This window comes from Bacillus sp. 05T31, assembly GCF_056396725.1.
The window spans coordinates 1-12,151 of sequence record NZ_JBFTMA010000056.1; the positions used below are offsets into that span (position 1 = coordinate 1).

General features: G+C 40.1%; 13 protein-coding genes and 1 pseudogene. 1 reads left to right on the forward strand and 13 read right to left on the reverse strand.

Features of this window, described 5'->3' with window-relative positions; translation table 11 throughout:
• The 13 genes from AC1DJR_RS05885 to nuoA form a co-directional block, all read right to left on the reverse strand.
• On the reverse strand, positions 1–473 hold a 473-nt coding region (locus AC1DJR_RS05885; protein WP_477002206.1), incomplete at its 3' end, for a YwmB family TATA-box binding protein.
• Between the two features lie 51 nt (positions 474–524).
• Entirely contained in the window at positions 525–761 is a 237-nt protein-coding gene (locus tag AC1DJR_RS05890; RefSeq protein WP_002016201.1) for a DUF1146 family protein, read from the reverse strand.
• Between the two features lie 215 nt (positions 762–976).
• On the reverse strand, positions 977–2,491 hold the full coding sequence (gene nuoN, locus AC1DJR_RS05895; protein ID WP_477002210.1) for an NADH-quinone oxidoreductase subunit NuoN: 1,515 nt from the start codon (positions 2,489–2,491) through the stop codon (positions 977–979).
• 7 nt (positions 2,492–2,498) lie between these two features.
• Positions 2,499–4,001: an NADH-quinone oxidoreductase subunit M gene (locus AC1DJR_RS05900; protein ID WP_429687979.1), complete on the reverse strand. Its 1,503-nt coding sequence runs from the start codon at positions 3,999–4,001 to the stop codon at positions 2,499–2,501.
• Positions 3,998–5,860: an NADH-quinone oxidoreductase subunit L gene (gene nuoL / locus AC1DJR_RS05905; RefSeq protein ID WP_477002207.1), complete on the reverse strand. Its 1,863-nt coding sequence runs from the start codon at positions 5,858–5,860 to the stop codon at positions 3,998–4,000. Before nuoL ends, AC1DJR_RS05900 begins: the two co-directional genes overlap by 4 nt.
• A 29-nt stretch (positions 5,861–5,889) precedes the next feature.
• Complete coding sequence (gene nuoK, locus AC1DJR_RS05910; RefSeq protein WP_000100081.1) at positions 5,890–6,204, reverse strand: NADH-quinone oxidoreductase subunit NuoK; 315 nt, start codon at positions 6,202–6,204, stop codon at positions 5,890–5,892.
• Positions 6,197–6,721, reverse strand: a complete 525-nt coding sequence (locus AC1DJR_RS05915) for an NADH-quinone oxidoreductase subunit J (RefSeq protein WP_001012819.1) — start codon at positions 6,719–6,721, stop codon at positions 6,197–6,199. Before AC1DJR_RS05915 ends, nuoK begins: the two co-directional genes overlap by 8 nt.
• On the reverse strand, positions 6,718–7,137 hold the full coding sequence (nuoI, locus tag AC1DJR_RS05920) for an NADH-quinone oxidoreductase subunit NuoI (protein ID WP_002016193.1): 420 nt from the start codon (positions 7,135–7,137) through the stop codon (positions 6,718–6,720). Before nuoI ends, AC1DJR_RS05915 begins: the two co-directional genes overlap by 4 nt.
• Positions 7,138–7,162: 25 nt before the next feature.
• Complete coding sequence (gene nuoH, locus AC1DJR_RS05925; protein ID WP_002068471.1) at positions 7,163–8,164, reverse strand: NADH-quinone oxidoreductase subunit NuoH; 1,002 nt, start codon at positions 8,162–8,164, stop codon at positions 7,163–7,165.
• Positions 8,164–9,264: an NADH-quinone oxidoreductase subunit NuoD gene (gene nuoD, locus AC1DJR_RS05930; RefSeq protein ID WP_477002208.1), complete on the reverse strand. Its 1,101-nt coding sequence runs from the start codon at positions 9,262–9,264 to the stop codon at positions 8,164–8,166. Before nuoD ends, nuoH begins: the two co-directional genes overlap by 1 nt.
• A gap of 3 nt (positions 9,265–9,267) precedes the next feature.
• Positions 9,268–10,533, reverse strand: coding sequence for an NADH-quinone oxidoreductase subunit C (locus AC1DJR_RS05935; RefSeq protein WP_477002209.1), 1,266 nt, complete (start codon positions 10,531–10,533; stop codon positions 9,268–9,270).
• Positions 10,530–11,048 (reverse strand): NADH-quinone oxidoreductase subunit NuoB, encoded by a 519-nt coding sequence (gene nuoB, locus AC1DJR_RS05940; RefSeq protein ID WP_002089729.1) that lies wholly within the window; start codon positions 11,046–11,048, stop codon positions 10,530–10,532. The genes AC1DJR_RS05935 and nuoB overlap by 4 nt, the downstream gene beginning before the upstream one ends.
• Positions 11,039–11,407: an NADH-quinone oxidoreductase subunit NuoA gene (gene nuoA / locus AC1DJR_RS05945; protein ID WP_000179270.1), complete on the reverse strand. Its 369-nt coding sequence runs from the start codon at positions 11,405–11,407 to the stop codon at positions 11,039–11,041. Before nuoA ends, nuoB begins: the two co-directional genes overlap by 10 nt.
• A 306-nt stretch (positions 11,408–11,713) precedes the next feature.
• Between nuoA and AC1DJR_RS05950 the strand changes: the two are divergent.
• A pseudogene (locus AC1DJR_RS05950) lies at positions 11,714–12,151 on the forward strand (diguanylate cyclase); the annotation flags it as partial.

Sequence of the window (12,151 nt, forward strand, 5' to 3'; positions counted from 1 at the left end):
TTATCATTCAGTACACCTTGAACACAAGTGTAAATTATAGGTTTTTCACTAAAAATTTTATCCATGTTCTGAACGTACTTCGGGTCCCATTTCGCCCCGCTCACTTCAAAAATAATAAAAGTGTTTTCTTTAGTATTTTCCTTACTCCAAGTTACTACTATTCGTTCTTCATGTGAAGAAGATTTTTTATAGGATGTAGCCTTATATCCATCTGGAGATTGTTCTAATTCCCAACTTTCGATGTTTGCCTCTTCCTTCACATCGTTTAACAATTTTTGAAACGTATGTATATTAGAAATTGTTTTCGTTTCTCGCGCTAACCATGACCACCGCTCTACTTTTGCATCATTTTTCTCTAAAGTTGCAATCATGCTCTCCATTTTCTGTTCATCGCTTATAGGTTTCATCTCTTTATATCCAACCAAAAATAAAACAACACTTACGATAACGATAAGAATGGCTTTAAACTTCAATTTCATCCCCTCCTATCCCCATTGTTAACGGAGATATGAGGTTCTATACACTTACTTTACTAAATACGTTAAACTCTTTGAATAGCCTAAATAATCAAGGAAAAAGTTACTTACAGATGTCCCAATTGCAATTGTAATTAGGATAAGTAACACTCTCGTCTGCATCACTTTCCCAGACTTCATTAAGCGCTCAATGTGAATACCTTGTAAGGCCCACCACGTAATGGTAATAAACAATAAATGCGAAACAATGGCAATCAGTGCTTGTTGCCCTAAAAGATGTGCCAAAAAATCGACCCCTTTTTTTGCTTGGCTACTACTTACGCAAAATGTAAAAAACGATACCATAAATAAGTAGRAGCCACACTTTTTCAMACRCAAATAAGCATCTTACATTTTACATCGTAATTTYCTSTYRRAAAACATATACCTATAGWYGTTTTCATTTGYTGTTACTCCAAAATAAAAAGCGTAGAGTACGGACTCTACACCTTTTATTTTTACTATTGTACCACGTTCCCYAAGAAGAAGAAATCYTTCATTAATGGAAAATRTTCATARAAGAAATTGTAACCAATCATCGGCATAATCCCTAGTATTACAATYGAAATTGCGCAAAGACTCATGACAATCTTTATATTTAACGGTAACCGAAGCTTTTCTTCTGTCTCTCCCGTGCGGAAAAACATTTGCTGTAATATCCGGAAGTAATATACAAATGAAACAACTGTTGTCCCCATCATAATAGAAGCTAATACGTAATGAGCAGGTTCAACATGAAGTGCCCCTAAAAAGATGTGAATTTTCCCGATGAAACCTGCTGTCCCCGGTATTCCAGCTAATGATAAAATAAAGACCGTCATCACTATAGCTGTAAATGGGGATCGCTTATATAACCCTGTAAAAATCGTCATRTTTTCCTTATCATTTTGTAAGATTAATCCGTGGATGRTTGCAAATGCTCCTATATTCATAAGCATATATGCAAGCATATAAAACCACATACTATCCATCGTAAACTGYGATAGCGCTACAAGGGGGACTAGCAAATACCCAGCATGCGCGATACCTGAATAGGCAAATAGACGTTTTACGTTGTATTGCTTTAATGCTACTACGTTCCCAACAATCATCGTAATACTAGCTAATACAGCAATGTATATACTCATACGCCCGTACAAAGATTGTGCGTCTCCTTGGATTGCCACACCTGCAAACACCATAAGAAACAAACGCGTAATGAGTAGAAAACCAGCAATTTTAGAAATCGTTCCGAGAAAAGCAGTGACAGGTGTAGCCGCTCCCTCATACACATCTGGTGCCCACATATGAAATGGCACTGTTGCAATTTTGAATGAGAGTCCAACGAGCAAAAGTAGAAATGCGAGAGCTAACAATAACTGAATGCCCCCGGCCAATCCTTGCGTAAATGCCTTTTGCATTTCTACTATGTTGGTCGACCCTGTAATACCGTATAAATAGCTCATTCCAAAGAGTGTAATTGCTGTTCCAATTCCTCCGTTAATGACATATTTCATTGCAGCCTCATTCGATGCACGGTTTCTTTTTCGGATTCCTACTAAAATATAGGAAGAAAGCGAAAGCAACTCTAAACCAACGAACAATGTKATGAAATCAACGCTAGAAGCCATGAACATCGCTCCAAGAAGCGCCATTAAAAACAAATAATAATATTCTCCTTTATCTTGAATAGGCTCCTTCTTGTCATCGCTTATTGCCATACATAAAACGAGAGCTGCTCCGCCTAATAACAACGTTTTAAATCCTTTTGAAAATCCATCTAGTACAAACGATCCATTTAAAATATCTCCTGCCGGTTCGCTATATAGCGTCATTAATGACACTATCGCTAACAAGGCAGCGGCAATTGCACCAATCGCAACGTACCTATGGTTCAGCTTAAAAAACAAATCACATATGGAAAGAAGGATGGCTGCCCCGAGAATAATGAATTCTGGTACCATGAGATGCCATGATAAGCTAAGTAACGTGTTCATATCCATCCTACTTCACCCCCAATGTTTTCAATGTAGTTTGAAGTGGATCCCCTAGTAGTTCTGGCATTACCCCAATTGCAATAATACAAACGATAAGCACTATAACAGGAACGTACTCCCATCCGTGTATATCAAATTTCGCTTCCCATTCTTTCTTACCAAATATCACTTGAAGTGTCGCTCTTAATACGTATACAGCGGTTAAAATAATTCCAATTACACCGACGGCGGCGATAACCGGTTTCCCTTGGAATAAACCGAGAAAGGCAAGAAATTCGCTAATAAATCCGGACATCCCTGGCATTCCAAGCGATGCCATACCGCCCGCTAGGAAGAAACCGCTAAGCACCGGAACACTTTTTGCAAGTCCACCAAGTGCTGTAATATCCGAAGTCCCGAAACGCTCTTCAATAATGCCAAGCAAGAAGAAGAGTAAGGCCGCAATTAAACCGTGAGATACAACTTGGAACAGCGCCCCTTGTGTACCTGGTGCATTTAACGCCGCAAGACCCATTAATACAATGCCCATATGTGAAATACTAGAGTAAGCAAGTACCTTTCTAAAGTCCGTTTGGATGAGTGCTAGAAAGGCCCCATACAATAAATTAATTACCCCTAAAACCGCAATTAGCGTTGCAAAATCACGRAAATATTCTGGGAATAATCCTTTCCCGAAGCGAACAATACCGTACGCRCCAATCTTCAGCAAAACCCCCGCRTGAAGCATAACTACAGCAGGATGCGCTTCTATGTGTACATTGACCATCCAGCGATGCAAAGGGAACACAGGGAGTTTAATCGCAAAAGCAATCATTATGGCAAGAAACAAGCCGAACTGTACGCTACTTGAGACAACCATTCCTCCCCCAGCACCTACACTCGTTAATATTTCTTTAAGCTCCGCAATATTTGTCGTACCTGTTTTCGCAAATAAAACCGAGAAAACGATAAGTAAAATAGCTGATCCAATACCGTTATATATTAAATAACTATATGCAGCCTTTTCACTCGACAATTTCCCCCACTTACCAATTAATAAAAACATTGGCGGCAACGTAATTTCAAAGAAGATGAAGAACAGCATTAAATTTTGAGCAGCGAAGACACCCAGCATCCCTATTTCTAGCATGAGTAACAGCATGTAGAATGCTTTCAAATTTCTTTTAATAGAAAATGCCGCAATAGCTGCAAGCATCGCTAGAAGGGCTGTGAGCACCATCATTACAAGCGATAAACCATCAATACCAAGCTCGTAATAAATTGAAAACCACCTTTTGTCCACTGCTGTGAAATCCCCAAATTTAATCCATTTCACTTTTTCATCAAATATCGATAAGCTCTTTCCTGAAGCGTATGTACAAGCAAGGACGATAGCAATTCCAAATGGAAGCGCCGTTCCGAATAAACCAAGCGCCTGCACTGTACGCGATTCTCGTTTCGGCGTTAATAAAAGCAAGAGAATTCCTAAAAGTGGGGAAAAAATGAAGAACGTCAGTAGCAATCCATTCACCGTAAATCCCCTCCCGTATATAACAAAATAATTAGGAGCACTGCGAGCGAAACTGCTGTTACAGTTCCATACACTTGTACATTCCCGTTTTGAAGCCTTGATCCGATGCCGCTCATACCTTTAACGAGTCCAGCAATTAAAACTGCGATTCCTTCTACAACGTATACTTCAAATAAGCGAAGCACATGAGCGATTCCTTTCGTAATAGGAAGYACYGTCGCATTGTATAGTTCATCCACATAATATTTTTCTTTCAAAAGGTTATAAAAAGACGTCCCTTCTCCGCCGGCCCAATCTCTAGAGATAGATTTCTTGCCATATATGAAATATGCGAGGGCAATTCCCGCAAATGAAACGAGCGTCGCAACAACCATAATCCAAACAGGTCCATGCACTTCCTTCACCTGGAATCCTATATCTTTCGTAAGCCAATCCCCAAGAAACGTTCCGAACCACGGTGTATTTATATAACCTGCCACTACCGCAAGRACACCAAGGACAATCATCGGATACGTCATCGTGCGAGGCGATTCGTGCACCTCTTCCTTCGTCTTCGTTTCCCCTGTAAAGACAAGAAAGTATAGACGGAACATATAAAATGCTGTTAGAAATGCCGCAATTACTGCTAAAACGAATAGAAAGTAATTGCCATTCATCCAAGCCGCCGCTAAAATTTCATCTTTACTAAAAAATCCGGAAAGGAGGGGAACACCACTAATTGCAAGTGTACCGATTAAAAACAGCGCAGCGGTTACTTTCATCTTYTTCTGTAAACCGCCCATTTTATTAATGTTTTGCGTATGGACTGCGTGAATTACACTCCCTGCAGCTAGGAACAATAGTGCTTTAAAAAAGGCGTGTGTCGTTAAATGAAAGACGCCAGCTACATAACCAGCAGAGCCTAGCGCAAGCATCATATAACCGAGCTGACTAACTGTAGAATAAGCAAGAACCCTCTTTATATCAGTTTGTACAAGACCGATAGAGGCCGCGAAGATTGCGGTAAAAGCCCCAACGATTGCAACAGTTTGCATCGCTACCGTACTCGCTGAAAATAGCGGGAACATCGTTGCTACTAAATATACACCGGCTGCAACCATCGTTGCCGCGTGAATAAGCGCCGAAACAGGCGTCGGTCCTTCCATTGCATCTGGCAACCATGTATGAAGCGGGAACTGGCCCGATTTCCCCATCGCACCGATAAAAATTAATATCGCCGTTATTGTAATCATAGAAGGAGAGAGGTCGCCCGTATGAATCGCTTTAAAAATCGCGTCATATTCAAAACTACCTGCGTGCCAAAAAATTAATATCATCCCAACAAATAGCCCAACATCCCCAATGCGTGTCATAATAAAAGCCTTTTTCGCAGCAGCCTTCGCTTCTTCTTTAAAGAAATAAAAACCGATAAGTAAAAACGAACCAAGGCCGACTAACTCCCAAAATATATAAAGCTGTAATAAATTCGTCGATATAACTAGCCCAAGCATCGCAAAGGTAAAGAGCCCTAAATATGCATAAAAGGTTGGTAATCTAGTGTCACCTTTCATATAACCTTTTGAGTACACATGTACAAGAAAACTCACAAGYGTAACGATAAACAACATTAAAGCCCCTAATGCGGTAACTTCAAAACCAAATGATATATCTATATCTCCTACCCTAAGCCATACCCACTTATGCTTCACTGMCYCKGATGAAAAYCGTTCTATTAGTACCACTACCGCGGATATAAAGGAGAGAAAGGTAAAGAAAATACCTAGTACACTACTTCCCTCTCTAATTTTCTTCCCGAACACAATAAGTAACAAAAACGAAACAAGCGGGAAAAGCGGTATGAGCCATGCATAATCGATCATTGTTTCCTTCCCCCTTTTCGGTCACAATGCTATCCTTTGAGCGTATCCATCTCATCTACATGAACTGTCGGGCGATTACGGTACAAAGCAATCAAAATTGCAAGACCTACCGCTGCCTCCGCTGCCGCTACAGACATCGTAAACAGCGAAAAGATTTGTCCTGTTAAATTCGGAAACAAGCCTAATTTACTAAACGCTACTAAATTTAAATTGGCGGCGTTTAACATCAATTCGATACAAACTAATACAATTACTGTATTTCGCTTTGTTAAAGCTCCAAATAAGCCGATGCAAAACAAAATAATCGCAAGTGTTAAATACGCAGAAGCCGGAACGCTACTCATGGGAATCCTCCTCTCCCTCATCCTTCTTCGCAAGGATAATCGCTCCTACAAGTGCTACAAGTAAAATAACTGAGGTTAATTCGAATGGAATAATATATTTTGAATAGAGAAGTGTACCGATTTGAAGTGTGTTATTTTCATGGAGAGGTAAACTTCCTTGTGTGCTTTGATTTGAAAAATCGATACTATTAACAGCGAAATACATAACTGCTCCAAATGCTACAACCGCAAAGAAGATAATCCATTTTCGAAGAGTAAGGCGCGATTCATTTTCCGCGTTATGTTTCGTTAACATAATGCCAAAAATCATAATAATAGTGATTGCACCAGAGTAAAGTAAAATTTGTGCCACTCCGATAAATTCGGCTGATAAGAGAAAGTACAAACCCGCAATGCTAAGGAACGTAAGCACAAGGGCCAGCATCATATGCATTACTTTCGTTAAATTCAGCATAAGAACGCCGCCGATAATCGCAGACAAGGATAATATAAAGAAAGCTACAAACTCGCCGTTCATGCTTTATTCTCCTTCCTGATGTTCTCGTCGTTCTCGTCAAGCCACTGCAAATTTTTAAATAAATCATCACGTGAATACTCTGCAAGTTCAAAGTTATTTGTCATTACAATCGCCTCTGTCGGGCAAACTTCTGTACATAAATCGCAAAGAATACAAATTTCAAAATTAATATCATACGTGTCGATAATTTTCCCTTTTTTCGTAGGATCAGGATGTTTTTTTCCTGTTAATTGAATGCAATCTGTCGGACAAATATTGGAACACTGATTACAAACAATACATTTCTCTGGATAAAACTTTTGAATACCTCGAAATCGGTCTGGTAATGGCAACGGTTGATTTGGATAATCATACGTCACCTTTTTCTTACTCAAATTACTAAGCGTATATTTTAACCCTTTAAATAGTCCTTTCATCTCTTACTGGCACCCCCTTTATAGATTAGAAGAATAGCTCCTTAATCAATGCCGTTAAGAAAATATTTGCAAGTGCGATTGGTAATAATACTTTCCAGCCAAACTCCATTAACTGGTCACCTCTTATGCGCGGGAACGTAACGCGGAACCAAATCAATAGAAAGACCACACTGCTGAATTTCAAAGCAAACCATACGGCTCCTGGAATAAACCCAAGGAACATAACTGGATTCCAGCCTCCTAAAAAGAGTACTGTAATTAAAGATGACATCCCGAAGAAATACACATACTCTGAAAGCATGAAAAACGCCCATCGAAAACCTGAGTATTCCGTATGGTATCCTGAAACAAGTTCTGACTCCGCTTCGGGTAAATCAAACGGTGTCCTATTTAACTCTGCAACTGCCGCGATTAAGAAAATGACGAAACCGATTGGCTGTGCGAAAATGTACCATACCTTTTCCTGCGCCGCTACAATTTCATTCAAGTTAAGACTACCAGCTAACAAAACGACGCCAATTACACTCATCACAAGTGGAATCTCATAAGAAATCATTTGCGCTGCTGCGCGCATCCCTCCTAAAAGGGAATATTTATTATTTGATGCCCATCCCCCAGTTACAACTCCAATCGTCGTAATCCCAGAGACAGCAATGTAATACAGTAACCCTACGCCAATATCCGCGAACTGAAATTTATCAGTAAACGGGATAACCGCAAGCACCATAAATGCTGGTGCGAATGCAATAACAGGTGCTAATATAAACAACGGTTTATCTGCAGCTTTCGGAATACTATCTTCTTTTAATAATAATTTCAAAACATCAGCTACCGTTTGGAGTAAACCGAAACGGCCCCCAACTTGGTTTGGTCCAATCCGCCCTTGCATAAATCCCATCACTTTCCGTTCTGCCAAAATACCGTATGTAACGAAGCCAAGGACTGCAAATAATAGAAGCACCGCTAATCCGAAAAAAATGAAGAAATTCGTCCAGCTTGAAGGTGATTGTAAGAGCGTCTCAATCATTAGCCGTCAACCTCCCCAAGTACAATATCCACCCCACCTAAAATCGTAATTAAATTGGCGATGTTTTCACCTTTCAATAACTTCGGTAAGATTTGCAAATTATAAAAAGACGGTCTGCGAAATTTCAAGCGGTACGGCTCTTTCTTTCCATCACTAGCAATATAACAGCCAATCTCTCCCCGCGGTGACTCTATACGGACGAACGCTTCTCCCTTAGGTGCTTTAATAATTTTCGGCACTTTCGCCAGCACAGCGCCGTCTTTCGGGAACTGCTCGGCTGCTTGCTCAATAATTTTTAATGACTCCTCAATTTCCTTCATCCGGCAAACGTAGCGGTCCCAAGCATCTCCCGTGCTCCCAACAGGGATATCAAAATCAAAACGATCATAAATAGAATACGGCTCATCTTTGCGAAGATCCCAGTGGACTCCCGTGCACCGCAAATTTGCGCCGCTTAAAGAATACGAGATCGCCTCTTCCGCGCTATATACGCCAACGCCTTTCACACGATTTAAGAAAATTTCATTTCCGCTAACAAGGTCGTGATACCCTTCCAACTGCTCTCTCATATACGGAACAAACTCTTTCACCTTTTCAATCCAGCCGTCTGGYGCATCCCACTTCACGCCRCCGACTCTCATATAGTTGAAAGTAAGCCTTGCACCGCACAATTCAYTTAATAAATTTATAATCATCTCTCGTTCACGAAAGGCATATAAAAATGGACTAACCGCTCCTATATCAAGCAGGTTCGTTCCCCACCAGACGAGATGGCTCGCAACTCTCCCAAGCTCCATCGCAAGCATCCGTAAATATTCAGCACGCTCTGGAATCTCAAGATCCATCATCGTCTCTACAGCGTGGCAAAGGACGTAATTATTCGTCATTGCTGATAAATAGTCCATTCGATCTGTATACGGGATAATTTGTGTATATTGCAAGCTCTCAGCTATCTTTTCTGTTCCGCGATGCAAATATCCGATAACCGGTGTAGCCTCTTTAATAATTTCCCCGTCAATCTTAATTACAAGCCGAAACACACCATGTGTACTCGGATGCTGCGGCCCTACATTTAAGAGCATCTCTTCCGTACGGATCACAAGCTACACCTCCACATCATACGGTTCATAATCCTTCCTAAGCGGATACCCCACCCAATCATCCGGCATTAAAATGCGAGATAAATTAGGATGACCTTCAAATACAATACCGAGCAAATCATACGTTTCACGCTCCGGCCAATCTGCCCCTTTCCAAAGCGGCGTCACCGATTTTACTTGCGGCGCTTCCCTATCCAGCTTTACCTTCACTGCTACTGACTGTTTCTTTCCATATGAAAATAAATGAACGTATACTTCCATATGTGTCACAAAATCTGTCGCATGTAGCTCTGACATATAATCAAAAGCAAGCCCCTCATGAAATCGCATTAATTCCATCACTTCATAATATTTCGAAGGCTCCGCCACAAGCGTTGGAACATCTTTTGAAAGCTTATTAATATAGGAATCTACTAATGCATATTCTCCTATCCTCTCCTTAACAATCTCCACATAGCGATTTAAATATGGTTGGTTAACTGATGGTTCTTCCTGCTGCAGTTCGTCTTCTATCTTATTTACAGCTCCCTTTGCCCTTGCCGCAGCAGCGGCTTTCGCTTTCGCGGCTGCAATTGCCTTTGCTTTCTCATCTCCAGAATCCCCCTCACCTTGTGAGGCTTTCTGCTTCGCTAACGCTGCTGCTTTTACTTTTGCAGCTGCTACAGCCTTTGCCTTCGCTTTAGCTTTTTCTTCGTCCGTTACTTCTTCTGATCCTTCTCGCTTTTGCTTCGCTAATACCGCTGCTTTTGCTTTTGCTTTTGCGGCTGCTGCGGCTTTCGCCTTTGCTTTAACTTTTTCCTCTTCCGTTACTTCTTCTGATCCTTCTCGCTTTTGTTTCGCTAATACCGCTGCTTTTGCTTTTGCGGCTGCTGCGGCTTTCGCCTTTGCTTTAACTTTTTCYTCGTCCGTTACTTCTTCTGATCCTTCTCGCTTTTGYTTCGCTAATACCGCTGCTTTTGCTTTTGCGGCTGCTGCGRCCTTTGCCTTCGCTTTGGCTTTTTCTTCGTCCGTTACTTCTTCTGATCCTTCTCGCTTTTGCTTCGCTAATACCGCTGCTTTTGCTTTTGCGGCTGCTGCGGCTTTCGCCTTTGCTTCTTCTACATTAATCCCCTTATCTTTTGGTAGCGCTTTCTCTTTTTCTCGATGTTCTCCTTCAAGTTTAGACATTTCCGCCCCATGTTTCGCAGCAAGACGTTTTCGCGCTTCCTCTTTCGCATGACGGGCTGCTTCTCTTTTCATACTTTCTAAGTCTTTATTTGGATCACTCATTTATTCGTCACCTGCTTCCCCGTCCTCGCCTCGTAACGAATTTTTTCTTTTAATTTATTAATTCCATAAATTAAAGCAGCAGGATTTGGAGGGCATCCAGGAATATACACATCAACTGGTACAATTTGATCTACACCTTTCACAACAGCATACGAATTCACATACGGACCACCGGCCGTTGCACAAGATCCCATCGCAATTACCCACTTCGGTTCAGGCATTTGATCATATAGGCGCCGAACAATAGGTGCCATTTTCTTCGTTACCGTTCCTGACACAATCATGACGTCCGATTGTCTTGGTGAAGTCCGAAAAAATGACCCAAATCGATCTAAATCGTAATGTGATGAGCCTACTCCCATCATTTCAATCGCACAGCATGCCAGTCCAAATGTCATCGGCCATAAAGAGTTGCTCCGCGCCCATCCCTTCAACTGTTCCAATGTAGAAAAAAAGATATTCCTTTCTAATTCCGCTCGCTCCTGTGGGTGTAATTCCTCAAAATTTATAACCATTGTAACACCTTCTTTTTCCAAGCATACGCTAATCCAACTAGCAACATCACAACAAAAATGAGCATTTCAATCAGTGCAAATAAACCAAGCTTGTCATATGCAACAGCCCATGGGTATAAAAATAAAGTTTCTACATCAAAGATGACGAACAATAAAGCGAAAATGTAATAACGAGCATGAAACCGAATATTTGCATCATGAAAAGGCTCAATTCCACTCTCATACGTCGTCGCTTTCGCTGCACTCGGTTTGTTTGGACGCAGCATTTTCCCTAATGTAAGAGCCACTACCGGCAGCAATATACCTAATAGCAAGAAAATCAAAACGATCATATAACTATTTTCATATACACTTGCCATTGTGAAACCCTCCCCCCTGAATTAAGAACAAGTTCACATAGTAAACAATATGTCTTACTTGCATTATTTATTATTTTTAAATTTTTCTAAATAATGCAACTATTTAATTCATTATAACAAACTTCAAATTCCTATGTCGATATATTGGGAACAGAAACAACAATTAATACTTGCTGAGCAAATCTATTTTTACAACTCATTATAAATGTGTAAAATAAATATAGAAATTCTATATGTTTTCAAGCAATCATAAAAAACATAAACTAMAAAAAGRTGGTTCTTATGTATATACAGTGGGTGATATAAATGAAAAAACAAACACATGTAAGTATTCTTATAAGCATTTCATTGTTGTATATAGCTATTCATTACGTATCAATGTCCTTTTTATATGAGTACGCACTCCCATTTCAAATATTAACTGGAATAAGTACCATATTAATTGATATTACAATTTGCAGTTATATATTTTATTTTTCAAATATAAAACAAGGGTTATCTCGTTTGTTTTGGATAACATTAACTATCGGATCCTTCTCTTATTTCATCGGCGATATAGTAGTTGCTTATCAACGCTTAATTCTGCATGACTACTATACATTCGTTGATCCATCAGACTTTTTTTACTTATTATTTTTAATTAGCTTTGCATTTGCCTTTCTATATGAAATTATTTATGGCCGAGATTTATTGGAACAGCTTTTTACGATATGTGATATTTGTATTATTGTTACTGCTCAATTT

Coding starts and splice junctions, on each gene's coding strand:
- nuoK (WP_000100081.1), bottom strand. CDS start 6,204: ATGAGTAGCGTTCCGGCTTCTGCGTATTTAACACTTGCGATTATTTTG.
- AC1DJR_RS05915 (WP_001012819.1), bottom strand. CDS start 6,721: ATGAACGGCGAGTTTGTAGCTTTCTTTATATTATCCTTGTCTGCGATT.
- nuoI (WP_002016193.1), bottom strand. CDS start 7,137: ATGAAAGGACTATTTAAAGGGTTAAAATATACGCTTAGTAATTTGAGT.
- nuoH (WP_002068471.1), bottom strand. CDS start 8,164: ATGATTGAGACGCTCTTACAATCACCTTCAAGCTGGACGAATTTCTTC.
- nuoB (WP_002089729.1), bottom strand. CDS start 11,048: ATGGTTATAAATTTTGAGGAATTACACCCACAGGAGCGAGCGGAATTA.
- nuoA (WP_000179270.1), bottom strand. CDS start 11,407: ATGGCAAGTGTATATGAAAATAGTTATATGATCGTTTTGATTTTCTTG.